This is a genomic window from Myxococcus eversor, assembly GCF_010894455.1.
In the GTDB taxonomy this organism is placed as follows: domain Bacteria; phylum Myxococcota; class Myxococcia; order Myxococcales; family Myxococcaceae; genus Myxococcus; species Myxococcus eversor.
The window spans coordinates 87,036-105,454 of sequence record NZ_JAAIXY010000016.1 but is presented as its reverse complement, the minus strand read 5'-3'; the positions used below and the strand labels follow the sequence as shown (position 1 = coordinate 105,454).

The window sequence follows — 18,419 nt, the reverse complement described above, 5'->3', positions numbered from 1 at the left end:
CCCCCGGGGGGCCCGGGTTATACGGAAGAGTCGACGCCCGGGCGCTCCGCCGCTAGGGTGCGCCGGCTGTTTCTGAAACAGGATTCACACGTGAATACGCAAGTCGCGCTTTGGGTGGGCTTCAACCTCTTCGTCCTGGCGATGCTCGCCGTGGACCTTGGTCTGTTCCACCGCAAGGACCACGCGGTGACGCCCAAGGAAGCGGGCATCTGGACGTTGGTGTGGATTTCCATCAGCCTCGCGTTCTGCGCGGGCATCTGGCGCTTCTCCGGGAGCACCCCGGCGCTCCAGTGGCTGACGGCGTATGTCGTGGAGTACTCGCTCTCCGTCGACAACCTGTTCGTCTTCCTGATGGTGTTCAGCTACTTCCGGGTGGCGGCCGAGCACCAGCACCGGGTGCTGTTCTGGGGCATCCTGGGCGCGTTCGTCATGCGCGCGGTGCTCATCATCGCCGGCGCGGCCCTGGTGCAGCGCTTCCACTGGCTCATCTACCTGTTCGGCGCGTTCCTCGTCTTCACCGCGGTGAAGATGCTCGTCTCCAAGGACGAGGAGATGGACCCGGAGCAGAAGGGCATCGTCAAGCTGGCGCGCCGGGTGCTCCCCGTGGCCCGGCTGGGCGAGGGCAGCCGCTTCTTCCTCACCGAGGATGGCCGCCGCAAGGTGACGCCGCTGTTCATCGTCCTGCTGGTGGTGGAGGCCACTGATTTGCTCTTCGCCCTGGACTCCATCCCCGCGGTGCTGGGCATCAGCCAGGACGCGTTCATCATCTACACGTCCAATGTGTGCGCGATTCTAGGCCTGCGCTCGCTGTTCTTCGTGGTGGCCAGCCTGATGGACAAGTTCCACTTCCTGAAGCTGGGGCTGAGCGGAATCCTGGGCTTCGTGGGCGTGAAGATGCTGATTACGTACTTCAACATCCACCTCCCCATCGTCCTGTCGCTGGGTGTGATTGGCGGAATCCTGCTGGCCGCCATCGTCGCGTCGCTCATCTGGCCCAAGAGCCCGGAGCCCGGTCATGACCGGGAGAGCGCGAAAACCTGAACCCAGACGGGTGGCCCTCCGGGGTTTTCCTTGCAACCCGGGGGGCTTGCCTTCAAATGTGGAGGCATGTCTTCCAGCGCCACCACTGATGGCATCCGCATCACCGTGAAGCCGGCCTACTGGCCGGAGCGAAGCTCGCCCGAGTCGGGGCAGTACGCCTTCATGTACACGGTGGAAATCGTCAACGAGAGCGAGGCGCCCGCGCAGCTCAAGTCGCGGCACTGGCTCATCACCGACGCCTCCGGGAAGGTGGAGGAGGTGAAGGGGGAGGGCGTGGTGGGCCGCCAGCCCCGCGTGGCCCCGGGCGAGCGCTTCGAGTACACGAGCTGGGCGATGCTGCGCACGCCGTTCGGCACCATGCGCGGCAGCTATGAGATGGAGCGGCCGGACGGCTCGCACTTCGAGGCGCGCATCGCGGAGTTCGCGCTCACCCTTCCCAACGCCCTGCACTGATGACGACCCCGGAACCGAAGCGGGGGCTGCTCCTCATCAACCTGGGCACGCCGGATGCGCCCGAGTCGGGGCCGGTGCGGCGCTACCTGCGCGAGTTCCTGAGTGACGCCCGCGTGGTGGACATCCACCCGGTGGGGCGCTGGCTGCTGCTCAACCTCTTCATCCTGCCCACGCGTCCCGCGAAGAGCGCGGAGGCGTACCGCAAGGTGTGGATGAAGGAGGGCTCGCCCCTGCTGGTGTACAGCCGGGAGCTGGAGACGGCGGTGCGCGAGAGGCTTTCGGGGGAGTACGACGTGGCGCTGGCCATGCGCTACGGCCGCCCCTCCATTCCCGACACCGTGGCCCAGATGCGCGCGCGCGGCGTGACGGACTTCACCGTGCTGCCGCTGTACCCGCAGGAGGCCACGTCGTCGTCGGCCTCGTCGCTGGCCCGGGTGTATGAGGTGATGACGGAGGGCTGGGACGTGCCCAACGTGCGCGCGGTGCCGGCGTTCCATGGGCACCCGTCCTTCCTGGATGCCTTCACCGCGGTGGCCCGGCCGGTGATTGCCGGCGCGCGCGCGGACCATGTCCTGTTCAGCTTCCACGGTGTGCCGGAGCGGCACGTGCGCAAGACGGACACGTCCGGCCAGCACTGCTTCGCTTCAGCGGGCTGCTGTGACTCGCTCACGGACGCCAACCGTCACTGCTACCGGGCCCAGTGCTTCGCCACGGCGCGCGGGCTGGCCGAGCGGCTGGGGCTGTCCGCGAGCGGGTGGAGCGTGTCCTTCCAGTCCCGGCTGGGGCGCACCCCGTGGGTGAAGCCCTATACGGATTTTGTGCTGCCCGAGCTGGCGAAGCAGGGCGTGAAGCGGCTGGCGGTGATGTGCCCGTCGTTCGTCGCCGACTGCCTGGAGACGCTGGAGGAAGTGGGGCTGCGCGCCCGCGAGCAGTTCGTCGAGGCGGGGGGCGAGTCGTTGACGCTCGTCCCCTCGCTGAACGCCCACCCGGACTGGGTGGACGCGGTGGTGCGGCTGGTGCGCGAGTCCGACGGCGCGCCGCCTACTGCTGGGGCCTCGCCGTCGGCTGGGGCGCGGCCGGAGGGGGCGCTGACTCCAGCGCGGTGAGCTTCAGCTTCACCGTGCCAGGAGGCACCTGGAGCGCGGTGGCGGGGAAGATGCCTCGCGTGGAGGAGGTGATGCTGCCCTCCCACGAGCGCCACTTGCCGGCCTTCACCAGGAACTCGCCACGGCCGACGATGCGCACCTCGGCGCTGGCGTCCGACGCGGCGGACGTCGGGGCGTCGTCGTCGTCCACCGGGTCGCTGGCGCGCGCGGGCACGGCGGGCGGCGGGCGACGCGGGGCCGCCTTGCCGGAGAGCTGGTCCAGCAAGTCGTACTCCAGCGTGGCCACCTGCTCGCCACCTTCCCCGGGGGTGAGCGCGGTGAGCTTCACGCGGTTGCGGCGCTCCGTCTTGCTGACGGTGAACGCGGTGGGCCCCAGGGCGTCGTGCGTGAGCAACTCCGTGCCCAGCGCCCAGGTGTCGTTGGGGCCCACGGCCGCCAGGGGCAGCTCCAGCACCAGCGAGGCCGTGTTGCGGGTGATGCCCTGGAGGCCATCGAGCACGAAGCCGCGCTCGCTCACGGTGCCGGTGTCCTCGGGGGCGCTGCTTCCCTCGGGGATGACGCGCAGCCGGAAGTCACCGGAGTCGCCGCGCTCCAGCACGAAGGTGAACGCGCTGGGGAAGGAGGAGGTGGCGGCCGCGGCGCGCTCGGGCTTGGGCGCGTCCTTCTCCTTGCCCTTCTTGCCCTTGGCGGGCTTCTCCTCCACCTCCTCGACGGCGGCGGGCGCGGCGCCCGTGCGGTCCAGCGTGAGGCGGTAGGTGAGGGACGCGCCCGCGGGCGGCTTCCAGCGCAGCACCACCTTGGACGGGTCCACGGCGGGCGCGGCGGCGGGCTGCGCGGCGCCCTCCTCCTTGGACGCTTCCTTCATGCCCGGAGGCCGGGGAATGGGCTCGAGCTGCCCTCGGGGCTCTTCCGTGCAGGCAATCAAAGACAGGGCGACGACCATGCCGAACAGGCTTCGCATCACGCGGGGACGCTCCTCTGGGAGGACATCCGGGATACCGGAGCCCAGGAGGGCATTTCAAGTCCGTCACCCGGCCGTGCCCGTCGAATAAGGCGCGTGTTTCGTCGCGAGGCTTGCTTGACGTGTCCGACGAAGTCGGGGTTGCGCTGTCCCCACCAACTCCTTGCAGCTCCAACTCCCCGGGTGTGGGGCGTGGCCGGCTGCGTCAGGGCGTTGGAGCGGCCGGGTCCGAGCGTCACTGGGGCGCGTGCGCCACGTAGAGGTCGACCTGGTCCTTCACGCTCCCGGCGAAGTCGGGGTTGATTCGCTCGAGGATGCTCCACTCCAGCTCCAGGAGCCTGCGGATGTTGGGGCGCGCGGAGCGCGTCTGCATGGCGGGCTCCGTGCCCACCAGGACGGCTGGCGTGGCGTTGGGCGTGTCGTCCACGGTGCCGTGGCCCGTGTAGCGCAGGGTGGGCAGGGACTGGGTTCGGGCGAAGGTCGTGGCGGCCATCTCATACGCGCGCACGGAGAAGCGCCCATCGGCGCGGACGCGGCCCTCGACGTAGAGGCGGGACCAGCGGGCGCCGAGGTCGAAGTTGCCCGTCACCTTCCAGGGCGTCTGGAGGAAGTAGGGGTCGGTGCTGGGCAGCAAGTCGTAGCCCCGGTCCGCAATCACCTTCTCCGCGGCCTTCATGACCTCCATGGCGGGCAGGTCGTAGACGACGAGGCTGCTGGTCCGCTCCAGCAGGACTTTCCGAGGGCTGGCGCACCCCGCGAAGCACATCGCCGCCACGACGCTCGTCATTGCCGCGAGCCACTGCCTTCGCACCATCATCGTCGCCTCGTCCGCTGGGGTGGGCCGCGCGACAAGGGGAGTGCCGTGCGCGCGGTGCGGTGGGGACAACGCGGGTGGTTTCAGCGCATATCGCGCGGGGCGGGCGGTCGTTGTCGCGTGGTGGTGAATGACGCGATACTCCGGCCGCCGCTGTTGCTCAGGCGTGCGGGTCGCGAGGCGCGGCGGCGCGCGCGAGTCTGTCTCGCACCGCGATGCCCAGTCCGCTGGCGGCGGGGAGACAGGCGACGAGCACATCATGTCCCCGCTCGTCGGCTTCGCGCAGTCTCGCGTAGAGCACGCGCGCGGCTCCGGCGGGGTCTTCCGGCACGTCGAAGCGAGGCACGTCCGGTGGCAGCTCCAGGCTCGCGGGTCCGAGGACGCCCACGCGCAGGCCCTGGTCTCGAAGGGAGCGCACTCGCGCGGCGGCCTCTCGTGGCTCTGTCAGCACCACGCCCGCGCGCGGCGCGTAGTGCGAGGCGAGCGAGCCCGACACGCGGACCTTGGCTGAAGTCCGCACGGGCACCGGATGTCCCAGCACGCGCTCGATGTCCTCGGAGGACAGGCCTCCGGGACGGAGGATGGCGGGGGCGCCCGTGCTCAGGTCGACGATGGTGGACTCGACGCCCACGGTGCTCGGTCCTCCGTCCAGGACCAGGTCCACGTCGTCACCCAGGTCCGCGCGCACGTGCTCCGCCGTGGTGGGGCTCACGCGGCCGAAGCGGTTGGCGCTCGGCGCGGCCACGCCTCCGCCCAGGGCCTTCAGCACGGCGAGCGCCACCGGATGTCCCGGCACGCGCAGCGCCACCGTGTCCTGGCCGCCTGTCACGGCGTCGGTGGCCCTGGGTGTGCGCGGCAGCACGAGCGTGAGGGGCCCGGGCCAGAAGGCCTCGGCGAGACGGTGCGCGGCGTCGGGGATGTCCCGGGCCCAGGAGGACAGGTGCTCGGCGCCGGGCAGGTGGACGATGAGCGGGTGGGTGGCGGGACGGCCCTTGATGGCGAAGACACGACGCACCGCCAGCTCGTCCTCGGCGTTGGCCGCGAGGCCGTACACCGTTTCTGTCGGCAGGGCGATGACACCGCCGTGCCGCAGCAATTCCACCGCGCGCTCGACGAGCTCCGGATTTAGCATGCGTGCCGCACTGTCGCGCCGGGAGGCAGCATGGGCAAGTCGCACGTCTTCGATGCGCGCAGTCGGATGCCGGTCTCGGCCTCGGAGTTGTTTGCCTGGCATGCCCGGGAAGGGGCGCTCGCTCGGCTGACGCCTCCCTGGGAGCGGATGGAGTTGCTGGAGCGCTCCGGTGACGGCATCCACCCCGGCGCCCGAATCGTCATGCGGATGCGCGTGGGGCCCATCCCCCGACGCTGGGTGGCCGAGCACACGGCCTATGTGCAGGACTCGCTCTTCCAGGACACGCAGGTCTCCGGCCCGTTCTCGAAGTGGGTCCACACCCACAGGATGTGGCCCGAGCCCGCGACGAGCTCCTCCGTGCTGGAGGACGAGGTGGAGTACGTCCTGCCCATGGGCCTGGCGGGCAGCCTCTTCGGTGGCGGCATCGCCCGGCGCACGCTGGAGCGGATGTTCGCCTATCGCCACCGGGTGACACGTGAAGACCTGCGGCGTCATGCCGCCTTCGCGGACGCCGGGCCGCTCACCGTGGCAGTCACCGGTGCGTCGGGCTCGATTGGCTCGTCGCTCGTGCCGTTCCTCACCACCGGCGGCCACCGTGTGAAGCGCCTGGTGCGAGGCCGCGCGGACGCGTCCAAGAACGAGGTGGCGTGGTCACCCGACAAGGGCGAGGTGGACACCGCCTCGCTCGAAGGCGTGGACGCGGTGGTGCACCTGGCGGGTGCCAACGTCGCCGGCAAGCGCTGGTCCCCCGAGTACAAGGACTCCATCCTCAAGAGCCGCACCGAGGGCACGCTGACGCTGTCGGAGTCGCTGGCGCGCATGAAGAAGAAGCCCCGCGTGCTGGTGTGCGCCGCGGGCAGCGGCATCTACGGCGACCGGGGCGACGAGCCGCTCACCGAGGAGAGCGCGCCGGGCACCGGCTTCCTCGCGGACGTGTGTCGCGCCTGGGAGGCGGCCACCGCGCCCGCGGAGGCCGCTGGCATCCGCGTGGTGCACCTGCGCATCGGCCCGGTGCTGGATGCGCGAGAGGGCGCGCTGGCGAAGATGCTGCCCGCGTTCCTCGCGGGAGGAGGCGGGCCCATCGGCTCCGGACGCCAGTGGATGTCCTGGGTGTCGATGGAGGACATCCTCGGGCTCTTCCACATCAGCCTCTTCACCCAGGCGGCTCGCGGCCCCATCAACGCCGTGGCACCGGGCGCGGTGCGGCAGGCGGACTTCGCGAAGACGCTCGGCCGGGTGGTGCGGCGGCCCGCCTTCCTGCCGATGCCCGCCGTGGCCATCCGCGCCCTCTTCGGGCAGATGGGGCAGGAGGCCCTGCTGGCGGGTGCCCGGGTGCTTCCCTCCGCCACGGAGCGACTCGGCTACTCGTTCCTCCTGCCGGACCTGGAGGAGGCGCTGCGCTTCACGCTCGGCCGCACCACGGCGGGGCCGGAGTTCCGTCACGACTGAGTGGTTCGGCGCTTGACAATGCCCCCTGGGGGGACTGATGGAATGGCCCCCTATGATTCAGGTCGAAGGGCTGACCAAGTATTACGGTGAGCATGCGGCCATCCGGGACCTGGCCTTCACCATCGGCCAGGGTGAAGTCATCGGCTTCCTGGGCCTCAATGGCGCGGGCAAGTCGACGACGTTGAAGGTCCTCGGGTGCGTGCTCTTGCCGACCGCTGGCCGCGTCGTCATCGACGGCCATGACGTGGTGAGCAATGCCCACGAGGTCCGGCAACGGATTGGCTACCTCCCGGACGTGCCGCCGCTCTACGAGGAGATGACGGTGGGGGAGTACCTGACGTACGTCGCGCGGCTTCGCGGCGTGACGGCTCGGGACACCACCGCTCGCGTGGGTGAAGCGGAGGAGAAGACGGGCCTGCGCGAGGTGGACGGCGAGCTCATCTCCACGCTCAGCCACGGCTACCGCCAGCGCGTGGGCGTGGCGCAGGCGCTGGTGCACAAGCCGGCGCTGCTCATCCTGGACGAGCCCACCAGCGGCCTGGACCCCCGGCAGATTGTCGAGATGCGCGACGTCATCCGCGGGCTCAAGGGCACGCACACGGTGCTCGTCTCCAGTCACATCCTTCCGGAAATCTCGCAGACGTGTGACCGGCTCCTCATCATCCACAAGGGGACGCTGGTGGCACAGGGGACGGAGGAGGAGTTGGGGCGGAAGATGGGCGGCGGCGGCTCCATCGAGTTGGAGGTGCGAGGAGACCGGGCGCGCGCGCTCGAAGTGCTCAAACCGTTTGGCGCGGTGGATGTGGACCGGGCGGCGGACGGCGTGCTGTCGCTGACGCTGCGCGCTTCTCCGGACGAGCGTCCTCGCGTGGCGCAGGCGGTGGTGGGCGCGGGGCTGGAGTTGCTGCGGTTGGACCAGGGCGCGGGGCAGTTGGAGTCCATCTTCCTGCGACTGACGCACGGGCAGGAGGTGCGCGCGTGAAGGCCCTGCTCATCGCCCGCCGCGAGCTGTCCGCCTACCTGCGCACGCTCAGCGGCTACGTCGTCATCGCGGTCATCCTCGCGTTGAACGGCCTGTTCTTCAACGCGTACGCCCTGGGCGGCGCGAGCAAGCGCTCCGCCGAGGTGCTGTCGCAGTTCTTCTATTACTCGAGCGGCTTCACCATCGTCGCCTCGGTGTTCATCTCCATGCGCCTGTTGGCCGAGGAGCGGCAGACGGGCACGTTGCCCCTGCTGTACTCGTCGCCGCTGAGAGACCGCGACATCGTGCTGGGCAAGTTCCTGGCGGGGCTCGCCTTCCTGTCGCTGTACGTGCTGTGCACGCTGTACATGCCGGTGCTGGTGCTGGTGAACGGCAAGGTGTCCTTCGGCCACGTGGCGGCGGGCTACCTGGGCCTGCTGCTCCTGGGCAGTGCGTCGCTCGCGGTCGGCACGTTCGGCTCGGCGCTGGCGCGCAACCAACTGCTCGCGGCGATTACGTCCGCGGTGATGCTGGTGGCGCTCATCCTCTGCTGGCTGCTGGCGCGAATCACCGAGCAGCCGCTGGCGGATGTCTTCAGCGCGATGTCCCTGTGGAACCAGCACTTCCCTCCGTTCCAGTCGGGGCTCATCCACGTGCGTGACGTCGTCTATTACCTGGTCGTCACCTACGTGGCGCTGTTCGCCGCCACCCGGGTGCTCGAAGCGCGGAGGTGGCGATGAGCACCCGTCCGGTGGGCAATGGGTTGGCGGCGACGCTGCTCTTCGTGGCGGGCCTGGTGTCCGTCTTCGTCGGCGAGCGCATCCTCGGCCTGGGCACGGGCCGTGGAGTCCTCTCCATGGTGGGCGTCCTCGCGGCGGTGGCCGCGGTGGTCTGGCGCTTCGCTCGCTCCCGAGGCACCGGCGCGGACCGGCGCACGGTGGATGGCTGGGTGCTGGGCCTGTATGGCGTGGGCCTGCTCGCGCTGGCGCTCTACTTCGTCCAGTCCGACCTGGGCGTGAGCCTCTTCGGTGGCTCGCTGTCGCAGAAGGCACCCAAGCTGGCGGTGATGCTGGCGGCGCTGTTCCCCGCGCTCCTGACATGCTGCCTCGTCCCGCTGGCGCTGGTGGAGACGGCGGCGCAGGCGATGACGCGGGCGCCGGTGCTGGAGACGGGACGCGCTCGCAGCGCGCTGTTCTCCGGCCTGGGGCTGTCCTTCGTGCTCATCTTCGCCTTCGCGACCATGTACGTCGTCACGCAGGCGAACACGACGTGGGACCTCTCGTACTTCCGCACCGCGAAGCCGGGCGACTCCACGCGCAAGGTGGTGCGTGGCCTCAACGAGCCGCTGCAGGTGACGATGTTCTTCCCGCCCGCGAACGAAGTGGGCGAAGCGGTGCGCCAGTACTTCCAGGACCTGGCCGTGGAGAGCCCGGAGCTGCTCAACGTGGAGCGGCTGGACCAGGCGGTGGAGCCCGTCCGCGCGAAGGCGCTCGGCGTCCACAACAACGGCACTGTCGTCGTGGCCCGGGGTGAGCGCAAGGAGCCCTTCACGGTGGGCCTGGAGTTGGATCGCGCTCGGGGCCAGCTCCAGCGTCTGGACCAGGAGGTCCAACGGCGGCTCCTGACGGTGGCGAAGCCCCGTCGCGTCGTCTACTTCACGGCGGGCCATGGCGAGCGCGCGGAGACGCGGCCGGTGCCGGGCGAGATGCCGAAGCCGCCCGTCGCCCAGTTCAAGGAGATGCTGCGCGCGCAGAACGTGGACGTCCGGTCGCTGGGTGTCGCGGAGGGGCTGGGCAGCGCGGTACCCGCCGACGCGGGGGCGCTCGTTGTTTTGGGCGCCACGCGCGACTTCCTGCCCGAGGAGCTCACCGCGGTGCGCGAGTACCTGGACCGAGGGGGCAGGCTGTGGCTGGCGTTGGAGCCGGATGGCCCGCGCTTCGAGAAGCTGCTGGAGCCGCTGGGCCTGAAGTACGCGGGCACGCCGCTGGCGAATGACCAGGTGTACTTCCGCACCACGCGGCAACAGAGTGACAGGGGCAACCTGGGTACGGCGAGCTTCAGCTCCCATCCGTCCGTCACGTCGCTGACGGCGATGGGCGGCCAGTCGCCGGTGGCCTTCCTGGGCGCGGGCGCGCTGGACCAGGTGCAGCCCTTGCCCAACAACGTCATGCACGACATCTCCGTGCGCGCGCATGGCGCGACGTTCGCCGACGCCAACGGCAACTTCACGGCGGACCCGGGAGAGACGCGGCGCACGTGGCCGCTGGTGGTGGCGGTGGAGCAGCCCGCGGCGGCCGGCAAGGAGCCGACCCGCGCCGTCGTCATGGCGGACGCGGACGTGGTGAGCGACGTGGTGTTGTCCAACATGGGCAACGCCTACCTCGCGGTGGACACGCTGCGGTGGCTGACGGGCGAAGAGTCCGTGTCCGGCGCGGTGTCCTCGGAGGAGGACGTGCCCATCCAGCACACGCGGGAGCAGGACGTGGCGTGGTTCTACGCCACCGTGTTCGTGGCTCCGGCGCTGGTGCTGGCGCTGGGCTTCGTGACGACACGGCGACGAGGCCGTCGAGCTCCGCGCGCACCGGTGGCGGCGGCGGGAGGTGAGCAATGAAGGCGCGGGACCTGGCGCTCCAGGGCGCCCTCGCGGTGGTGGCGCTGGTGGCCGCCTACCTGGTGTGGCAGCGGGCCCCCGCGGGCGCCCCCGGCGACGTGACGGTGGTGGAGCTGCCGGCGCGCGCGCTGGACAAGGTGCGCTACGAGGACGAGGCGCGCTACGTGGAGCTGTACCGCGACGCGCAGTCGCGGGACACGCTGTGGGTTCGCCTGGGCTACAAGCCCTCGAAGCCGCTGCCTCCCGCCGAGCCCGTCGCGGGCCTCGTGCCGGGCGCGGATGGTGGTGCCGTGGCCCAGGCGCAGGGGGCACCGGACGCGGGTGTGTCGCTCCTGGCCGCGCCGCCCGCGCCTCCGCCTCCTCGCGAGCTTCGGGCCAACGAGGTGGCGGAGAAGCTCTTCCCTCGCTTCGCCCCGCTGCGGGCCACGCGGGCGCTGGGTGCGTTGGAGACGAAGAAGCTGGAGGAGGTGGGGCTGACCACGTCGCAGCGCAAGCTGACGCTGACGCTGGGCGGAAAGGTGGAGACCTTCACGCTCGCCTCGACGACGGGAGGCTGGGGCACGCCCTACCTGCGGCGCGACTCGGACGGCCAGGTGTTCCTGCTGGGCCCCGCGCTGCTGCCCGACTTGGAGAACGCGAGCAGCCGGCTGGTGGACCGCAGGCTGCACACGTTCGACCTGGGCGAGTTCGACGCGGTGGTCATCTCCTCGGGCGGCACGTCGCGCGCCTTCAGGGCCACGGGCAAGGCGCCCAACCCCGTCGCGCTGTCGCCGGAGGAGGCGCCGGACAAGCCGGACGAGTTCACCCGCAACTGGCATGACCGCGTGTGGCGGTTGATGCCGGTGGACCTGCTGGGCCGCGACGAGGCGCCGGCGGGAGGCGAGCCCAAGGAGGCCTTCCGCGTGGAGTACCGGCGCGGCGGCAAGTCCGTGGGTGAGCTGACGGTGGCACGGGGCACGGACGGCTTCTTCGCTCGTACCGAGCACACCCCGGGCTGGGTCCGGCTCCACGCGGGCGTGGACCCGCTGGCCGCGGAGGCCGCGCGCGTGACGACGCCGGTGTCTTCAGCCGGCGGGCCGTGACGCGGGCGGTGCCTGGCCGACGCCGTCCAGCCCCAGTCGCACGTCGACGAAGCTGTACGGCGCCCAGGGCCCGGTGAAGCGGAAGGCGTAGAGGTCCGAGCGCGCGGCCAGCATCCGGACCCGCGCCTCGAACGCGGGCAGCTCGTCCCGGGCGACGAGGAAGGCGGCGTTGAGCAGCATCCGCTCGCCCACCGGCGCGTCCGTGCGAGTCGCGCGGGCCAGCGGACGCAGCCCCTCCTGCATCGCGGCCATGTCCAGCGCGGCGCGCATCTCCACCGCGTGCCCCAGGCGCCGCTCGTGCTCGGCCTCCGACTCGTTCTCACGACGGCGCAGGCTCGAGTCCTCCATCTCCATGCGCCGGGCCAGGTGCTCGCGGTGGTAGAGCACCTTGAGGCCCATCTCCACCTTGCCCTCCAGGGCCTTCAAGACCTGGGTGAGCACGTCCTGGGACGCGCGCAGGAAGCCTCGCACCTCGGCCTCCGAGCCGAGCACCGTCCCGAAGGCGACGGGCAGGAGCGTGTGCTCTCGCAGCACCACCTCGGCGGCGCGCTGGTGGGCCAGGAGATTGGCCCGCGTGGGGTCCACCACTCGCGCGGGGGCCGCCGACACCAGCGCGACGAGTGAGCCCTCGCGCACCGCGTGGACGCGGGCTGGCGGCATTCCCAGGCCGATGGCACCGAAGTCCAGCGGACCTTCCGCGCGCACCACGCCATGGAGATAGTGCGGACCCGCCAGCTCCTCCGGTGTCCGGGTGAGGTGCGTGGCCTTCGCCCGGGGCGCCTTGGCCTTCGGGGCGTTCTTCACCGTGTTGCGCTTGGCGCGGCCTGGCCGGGGCGGCGGCGGAGCGGGGGCGCGGGCCTCGCTGGCCGCGGTGGCGCGTCGGGAGGGCTTGCTCGCGGGAGCGCTCTTGCGGGCCGGGGTGCCGCGCCGGCTGGGAGTCTTCGACTTGCTGGAGGGCCGAGAGGTGCGTGGCATGGGCACGTCTCAGTGGGACACGGCGACTCCGCGCTGCGCGAGGATGTGCCGGACCTCCGCCACCAGCTCGTCGGGGAGGCACGGCTTGGTGACGAAGGAGTCGCAGCCCGCGCCCTTCGCCTCGTCCGACTGGCCCGTCATCGCATGGCCGGTGAGCGCGACGACGGGGATGGCGCGCGTGCGGTCATCGTTCTTCAACCGCCGCGTCGCCTCCCAGCCGTCGATGATGGGCAACGACAGGTCCATCAGGATGATGTCCGGCGTGAGCGCGAACGCCTGGTCCAGGGCCTCCTGGCCGTTCCTCGCCTGCGCCACGCGGAACCCGGAGAACTCCAGGTACTCCGCGTACATCTCCCGCGCATCGTCGTAGTCGTCCACGACGAGCACGAGCGGCTTGAGGTTCGGGGAGGGATTCGTCATGTCCGCCTCGGGCGTCGTGGAAAGTGCAGCGTGAAGGTCGACCCCTGCCCCGGGGTGCTCTGGAGGGAGACGCGTCCCCCCAGCATGTCGGCCAGACGGCGACAGATGGACAATCCCAACCCGGTGCCGCCATAGGCCCGGGTGGGCGAGCTGTCCACCTGCTGGAAGTCCTCGAAAATCTTCTCCTGATACGCCGGGTCGATGCCAATCCCGGAGTCTTCCACGGAGATGGTGAGCATGGAGGTGGATGCAACGTACTCCGCCAGCACCTTCACGCCGCCCTCGTGCGTGAACTTCAGGGCATTGGACAGCAGGTTGAGGACAATCTGCTTCACCTTCTGTCGGTCGCTGTGCACCGGCGGCAGCTTCGCGCCCAACTGCGTGCTCACCGTCAGCTTGCTGCGCGCGATGATGGGGTCCATCTCCGCCATGACCTCGTGGAGCAGCTCCGGGATGGCGAAGTCCGACAGGTGCAGCGGCATCCGCCCCGCTTCGATGCGGGTGATGTCCAGGATTTCGTTGATGACCTCCAACAGGTGCCGCCCGTTGGAGTCGATGCGCGAAAGGTTGCGCTTCTGCGGCGGCGTCAGCTCACCCGACACGCCCTGCAACAGCATGTTGGTGTAGCCGAGGATGGCGTTGAGCGGCGTGCGGAACTCGTGGGACATGTTGGCCAGGAACTGCGACTTGGCCGCGCTCGCCTGCTCCAGTTGGATGGCCTGCCGGCGCAGCTTCTCGTTCTGCTCCGCCAGCTCCGCGGTGGCCACCTGCACGCGCGCCTCCAGCAGCGTGGAGACCTCCTTGAGCCGCTCCAGGAGCCGCGCCTTCGCCAGCGCCTCGCCCCTGTCGCGGAAGAGGGTGACGATGCCCGTCAGCTCGCCGCTGTCGCCGAGCACCTTGCTGGCCACCGCCTCCACCGGGAGCGTGTCGCCGCTGGCCGGGTCCATCAGGCTGAGCTGTCCGCGCCAGCGCAGGTTGCTGCCGCCATCCAGCAGGTTGGCGAGGAACGAGGCGAACGTCGCGTGGTTGGTGCGCACGCGGCGCTGCGCGGCGCGGCCTCCGTCCACGGGCAGGGTGAAGAGCTTCTCCGCGGGCTCGTTCATCATCACCGTGCCGCCGGACGGGTCCGACAGGATGATGGGGTCCGCCACGGAGTCCAGCACCCGGTCCAACCGGTGGCGCTCGCTGCGGGCCTCGCGCTCGGTGGCGCGCAGGCGGCGGTAGCTCTCTCCCAGCGCCTGGGTCGCCCGGCCCAGGTCCGTCACGTTGCGCAGCACGCTCACCATGGCCTCGCGGCCGTCCGGCTCGTACACCCGCGTGCTCACCAGTTCGAAGAGCAGGTCCAGTCCCTCCACCGGGTCCACCAGCGGAATCTCGCGCCAGCTCAGTCCAGGGGAGCCGCCGCTGGCGGTGCTGGCCACGGCGGCGGAGACCACGCGCTGGTTGAGGTGCACGGCGCGCCTGCGGCCGTGGCTCGCGTCGGGGTGGGCCACCAGCAGGGCCTCCGCGCGCGCGTTGGCCAGCCGGGGCCGGCCCTCCAGGTCCGTCAGCAGCACCGGGTCCGTCACCGCGTCGATGATGCGGCGGAACAGCGCGCTGCCGCTCGTGCCCAGCGGCCCCGACGTGGCCTGCCGCGCGAGGAAGGGGCCCACGCTGCCGGCCACCCAGGTGACTTCGGGCGGCGGCGTGGGGCCGCTGGCCCAGACGAGGAGCAGTCCCACCGGCGGCGAGCCGAGCCTTCCCAGCGGCACAGCGAGCAGGCCTCCCGTCCCCGATGAAGGCAGGGGCGCGCGGGCGCTCGGGAAGAAGCGGGGCGTGGCCTGGGCCAGCACGTCCGCCAGCGGGTGGGACAGGTCGTCATCGGACCAGGCCTTCAGCGCGGCGTGCTGCGCGTCGGACAGCCCCGTCGCTGCAAGACAGCCCATCCTCCCCCCAGGCTCCTCGCGCGCCAGACAGGCCGAGGCGACGGCCTGGGCGTGACGGGGCAGCCACGCGACGACGGCCTCCGCGCACGCTCTCGCGGTGTCGCAGGCGAGCAGCTGCTCGGCCAGGGCGAGGCGGGCATCGGCGGAGGTGACGGAGTCCGGGGCGACAGGAACGGGAGAGGCCAATGCGTCAGGCTCCAGGAGAGAGACGAGGTGTGTCGCCAGGAGGGGGAGCGTCGTCGGTCCGAACCTCCAGGAAGGTCACCACGACGCGGGCGGCGTGCTCGGGAGCAGCGGGAGGGAGTGGGTCCGCGTGGACGCCGTCGTCCCAGCGGAGGCCGCGGTCCAGGACCCGGTCCATGACATCCACGAGGCTGGTGCTCCCAGCCATTCTTTCCACGGGCATCCTTTGTGGCTCCCTGGTCTTTCGGCAGGGTTCGGGGGGCCGACCCAGCTCTTTTCTAGCGCGGCGAGTCTGGCCACCCCAGAACCGCTTCCTCGTCCGCGCGACTTGCCAACACCCGGCCCCCGGCTCTGTCCGTTCGTGCACATCCCGAGGGTCTCCCAAGCCGGGCAGGCGGGCAGGCGCCGTGCTTCAGCGTAGCGGGTTATCGCACCTCAGGCGCATTCCTAGGTTGAGGACATGGATGAAACGCGGACGCACCGGTCCCTCTGGACCTTGACGACTCCGCCGCGCGACTTCCCCGCGCTGGCGGGAGACCTGATGGTGGACGTCGTCGTCATCGGCGGAGGCATCACCGGGCTGACCGCCGCATGGTTGCTGAAGCGCGCGGGCAAGCGGGTCGCGGTGCTGGAGATGAACCGCATCCTGTCGGGACAGACGGGGCAGACCACCGCGCACCTCACGGAGCTGCTCGACACGCCCTACGCCACGCTGCGCCGCGACTTCGGAGAGAAGGGCGCCCGGCTGGCGGCGTCCTCCAGTCGCGCCGCGCTGGAGCAGGTGGCCACGCTCGTCGACGAGCTCGGCCTGGACTGCGACTTCCAGCGCGTCCCCGCATTCCGCTACGCGGAGACCGCGCATCAGTGGACGTCGCTGGAGCAGGAGTTCTCCGCCGCGCGTGATGCGGGCCTCAATGTCTCCCTGACCCAGGCGGTGCCGCTGCCCTTCCCGGTGAAGGGCGCGCTGCGTGTGGAGGACCAGGCCCTGTTCCATCCGCGCAAGTACCTGCTCGGGCTGGTGGACCGGCTCATCGGCGAGGGCTGCTTCGTCTTCGAGACCACGCGGGTGATGGAGGTCCACGATGGCGCGCCCTGTCGCGTCGTCACGAACCGGGGCACCGTCACCGCGACGGACGTGGTGGAGGCCACCCACTCGCCGCTCAACCGGGTGCTGCTGCAGACGAAGCTGGCCGCGTATCGGAGCTACGCGGTGGCGGGGCCGCTCGACGGCCCGCTGGAGCCGGCGCAGTACTACGACTCCCAGGAGCCCTATCACTACATCCGCACCCAGTCCGTCGACGGCCGCCCGTATGTCATCGTCGGTGGCGAGGACCACAGGGTCGGCACGGAGGATGACACCGGGCAATGCTACGCGGCGCTGGAGGACTACGCTCGAAAGCACTTCCCGGTGACACGGCTCACCTACCGCTGGTCCGGTCAGGTCATCGAGCCGGCGGACGGGCTGCCGTACATCGGCCGCAACGCCGCCAGTCGCCATGTCTACGTGGCCACGGGCTTCTCCGGGACGGGCATGACGTTCGGCACGCTGGCGGGGATGCTCATCAGCGACCTCATCCTCGGACGGCAGAACCCCTGCGCCGCGCTGTTCGACGCCACGCGAGTCAAACCGCTGGCGGGTGGGAAGGACTTCATCCAGGAGAACGCGGAGACGGCCTTCCGCTTCGTCGCGGACCGGCTGGCGAAACCCGAGGGCAAGCACCTGTCCGAGGTGGCGCCCGGCGAGGCGAAGATTCTGGAAGTGGATGGGCAGAAGGTGGCCGTCTACCGCGAGGCGGATGGCACGTCGCACGCGGTGTCGCCGGTGTGCACGCACCTGGGTTGTCACGTGCACTGGAATGGCGCGGAGCGCTCGTGGGACTGCCCTTGTCACGGCGGGCGCTTCAGCCCCACCGGCAAGGTGCTCAACGGGCCCGCGGTGAAGGACCTGCCGTCGCGCAAGCTGCCCCGCTGAACCGCCCCCGCCTCGACTTCATTCTTGGACGCAGGAACCCCGTCGGACACGGAGATACACCCATGAACGCATTGGAACTCCTGAAGCAGCAGCACGCCGAGGTGAAGAAGCTCTTCACGCAGTACGGCAAGCTCCCGGACCATGCCGATGCGAAGCGCCGGGAGTTGTTCGAGATGATCGCCGACCGGCTCGGCGCGCACACCACCATCGAGGAGCAGTACTTCTATCCGGCGGCGAAGGCCAACGACACCGAGGACCTGCTGCGCGAGGCCCTGGAGGAGCACCTGTCCGCCAAGCGCATCATCGCCGACCTGATGGAGATGGAGCCACACGACGAGGATTTCGACGCGAAGATGAAGGTGCTCCAGGAGCAGATTGAGCACCACGTGGAGGAGGAGGAGGGAGACCTCTTCAAGAAGGTCCGCAAGCTCGTCTCCAAGGAGCAGCTCGAGGACCTGGGGCTCCAGATGGAAGAGGAGTTCGACGAGCTGATGGAAGGCGAGCCCCGGCGCCAGGTGCCCTCCGAGACGGACGAGGCCGCGCCGCTCTGAGCGGCCCCTTCGCGACAAGAAACGGGTTGCGCGGGGCGGTGGGCGCGGCAGCATGTCCCCCCTCCCATGCCGCGTTCCGCTCCTACCGCCCCGCGCCTGCCCGAAGCCTTCACTCCCGAGGTCCGCCGTGCCCTGGCGCGCGCGGACCCGAAGCTGGGCGCGCTGATGAAGCGCGTGGGCCCGTTCCGCCTCCAGCTGAGTCCTCTGCACAGCCCCTTCGCCGCGCTGGCGGAGTCCATCGTCTACCAGCAGCTCCACGGCAAGGCCGCCGCCGCCATCTTCGCGCGCGTCAGTGAGCGCGTGGGGAAGGGACGGCACTTCACGCCCCAGGCGCTGCTCTCCGTTACGGAGCCGGTGCTGCGCGAGGCGGGCCTGTCCGCCAACAAGCTGGCCGCGCTCCAGGACCTGGCGCGCAAGTCGCTGGACGGCACCGTGCCTCCTTTGTCCAAGGTGCGGCGCATGGACGATGCGACGCTCATCGAGCATTTCACGCAGGTGCGAGGCATTGGCCAGTGGACGGTGGAGATGCTGCTCATCTCCCGGCTCGGTCGCCCGGACGTGTTGCCGGTGGACGACTTCGGCGTGCGCAAGGGCTTCATGCTCGCGTATGGGCTGCCGGAGATGCCGCGCCCCAAGGCGCTCCTGGAATACGGCGAGCGGTGGCGGCCCTGGCGCACGGTGGTGAGCTGGTATCTGTGGCGGGCGACGGAGCTCCCGGTGGAGCCCGTGGCCGACTGAGCGGTGGCGCGCTCCTTCCCGGAGAGAGAGCGGGCAAGGGCCTGC

17 protein-coding genes are annotated in these 18,419 nt (G+C 70.5%); 11 read left to right on the top strand and 6 right to left on the bottom strand.

Going from position 1 to position 18,419, the window contains the following annotated elements:
- Positions 1-90 precede the first annotated feature (90 nt).
- From G4D83_RS29160 to hemH, 3 genes are all read left to right on the top strand, one after another.
- Positions 91-1,041: a TerC family protein gene (locus G4D83_RS29160; RefSeq protein ID WP_163868139.1), complete on the top strand. Its 951-nt coding sequence runs from the start codon at positions 91-93 to the stop codon at positions 1,039-1,041.
- Positions 1,042-1,107: 66 nt separating this feature from the next.
- Positions 1,108-1,494, top strand: a complete 387-nt coding sequence (gene apaG, locus G4D83_RS29155; protein ID WP_163868138.1) for a Co2+/Mg2+ efflux protein ApaG — start codon at positions 1,108-1,110, stop codon at positions 1,492-1,494.
- Entirely contained in the window at positions 1,494-2,600 is a 1,107-nt protein-coding gene (gene hemH / locus G4D83_RS29150) for a ferrochelatase (RefSeq protein ID WP_163868137.1), read from the top strand. Before apaG ends, hemH begins: the two co-directional genes overlap by 1 nt.
- Here the strand turns inward: hemH and G4D83_RS29145 are convergent.
- The 3 genes from G4D83_RS29145 to G4D83_RS29135 all read right to left on the bottom strand — a co-directional run bounded on the left by G4D83_RS29145 (position 2,536) and on the right by G4D83_RS29135 (position 5,507).
- Positions 2,536-3,561 (bottom strand): hypothetical protein, encoded by a 1,026-nt coding sequence (locus tag G4D83_RS29145; RefSeq protein ID WP_217911051.1) that lies wholly within the window; start codon positions 3,559-3,561, stop codon positions 2,536-2,538. The genes hemH and G4D83_RS29145 overlap by 65 nt on opposite strands.
- 235 nt (positions 3,562-3,796) lie before the next feature.
- Positions 3,797-4,378 carry a hypothetical protein gene (locus G4D83_RS29140; RefSeq protein ID WP_240356723.1) on the bottom strand — a complete coding sequence of 194 codons (582 nt, stop codon included), beginning with the start codon at positions 4,376-4,378 and terminating at the stop codon, positions 3,797-3,799.
- A 157-nt stretch (positions 4,379-4,535) separates the two neighbouring features.
- The gene (locus tag G4D83_RS29135) at positions 4,536-5,507 is read right to left on the bottom strand and encodes an L-threonylcarbamoyladenylate synthase (protein WP_163868135.1); all 972 of its coding nucleotides are present in this window, start codon (positions 5,505-5,507) and stop codon (positions 4,536-4,538) included.
- 30 nt (positions 5,508-5,537) lie between these two features.
- Between G4D83_RS29135 and G4D83_RS29130 the strand changes: the two genes are divergently transcribed.
- Genes G4D83_RS29130 through G4D83_RS29110 form a run of 5 tightly spaced genes read left to right on the top strand, consistent with a single transcriptional unit; the run spans position 5,538 to position 11,610 of the window.
- Positions 5,538-6,956 carry a TIGR01777 family oxidoreductase gene (locus G4D83_RS29130; protein ID WP_163868134.1) on the top strand — a complete coding sequence of 473 codons (1,419 nt, stop codon included), beginning with the start codon at positions 5,538-5,540 and terminating at the stop codon, positions 6,954-6,956.
- Between the two features lie 52 nt (positions 6,957-7,008).
- The gene (locus tag G4D83_RS29125; RefSeq protein WP_163868133.1) at positions 7,009-7,938 is read left to right on the top strand and encodes an ABC transporter ATP-binding protein; all 930 of its coding nucleotides are present in this window, start codon (positions 7,009-7,011) and stop codon (positions 7,936-7,938) included.
- Positions 7,935-8,657, top strand: coding sequence for an ABC transporter permease (locus G4D83_RS29120; RefSeq protein ID WP_163868132.1), 723 nt, complete (start codon positions 7,935-7,937; stop codon positions 8,655-8,657). The genes G4D83_RS29125 and G4D83_RS29120 overlap by 4 nt, the downstream gene beginning before the upstream one ends.
- Positions 8,654-10,528 (top strand): motility-associated ABC transporter substrate-binding family protein, encoded by a 1,875-nt coding sequence (locus tag G4D83_RS29115; RefSeq protein WP_163868131.1) that lies wholly within the window; start codon positions 8,654-8,656, stop codon positions 10,526-10,528. The genes G4D83_RS29120 and G4D83_RS29115 overlap by 4 nt, the downstream gene beginning before the upstream one ends.
- Positions 10,525-11,610: a hypothetical protein gene (locus G4D83_RS29110; RefSeq protein ID WP_163868130.1), complete on the top strand. Its 1,086-nt coding sequence runs from the start codon at positions 10,525-10,527 to the stop codon at positions 11,608-11,610. Before G4D83_RS29115 ends, G4D83_RS29110 begins: the two co-directional genes overlap by 4 nt.
- Here the strand turns inward: G4D83_RS29110 and G4D83_RS29105 are convergent.
- From G4D83_RS29105 to G4D83_RS29095, 3 genes are read right to left on the bottom strand one after another with little or no spacing between them, the layout of a single operon-like run.
- Complete coding sequence (locus G4D83_RS29105; RefSeq protein WP_240356721.1) at positions 11,593-12,585, bottom strand: GvpL/GvpF family gas vesicle protein; 993 nt, start codon at positions 12,583-12,585, stop codon at positions 11,593-11,595. The genes G4D83_RS29110 and G4D83_RS29105 overlap by 18 nt on opposite strands.
- A 9-nt stretch (positions 12,586-12,594) precedes the next feature.
- A complete protein-coding gene (locus G4D83_RS29100) occupies positions 12,595-13,005 on the bottom strand; it encodes a response regulator (protein WP_163868129.1) in 411 nt (136 codons plus the stop codon).
- The gene (locus tag G4D83_RS29095) at positions 13,002-15,116 is read right to left on the bottom strand and encodes a PAS domain-containing sensor histidine kinase (protein WP_163868128.1); all 2,115 of its coding nucleotides are present in this window, start codon (positions 15,114-15,116) and stop codon (positions 13,002-13,004) included. Before G4D83_RS29095 ends, G4D83_RS29100 begins: the two co-directional genes overlap by 4 nt.
- Positions 15,117-15,573: 457 nt before the next feature.
- On the opposite strand from G4D83_RS29095, the gene G4D83_RS29090 reads away from it, so the two are divergent.
- The 3 genes from G4D83_RS29090 (at position 15,574) to G4D83_RS29080 (ending at position 18,374) form a co-directional block, all read left to right on the top strand.
- Complete coding sequence (locus tag G4D83_RS29090) at positions 15,574-17,085, top strand: FAD-dependent oxidoreductase (protein WP_163868127.1); 1,512 nt, start codon at positions 15,574-15,576, stop codon at positions 17,083-17,085.
- A 62-nt stretch (positions 17,086-17,147) separates the two neighbouring features.
- A complete protein-coding gene (locus tag G4D83_RS29085) occupies positions 17,148-17,636 on the top strand; it encodes a hemerythrin domain-containing protein (RefSeq protein ID WP_163868126.1) in 489 nt (162 codons plus the stop codon).
- Between the two features lie 66 nt (positions 17,637-17,702).
- A complete protein-coding gene (locus G4D83_RS29080) occupies positions 17,703-18,374 on the top strand; it encodes a DNA-3-methyladenine glycosylase family protein (protein ID WP_163868125.1) in 672 nt (223 codons plus the stop codon).
- The last annotated feature ends 45 nt before the right edge of the window (positions 18,375-18,419 follow it).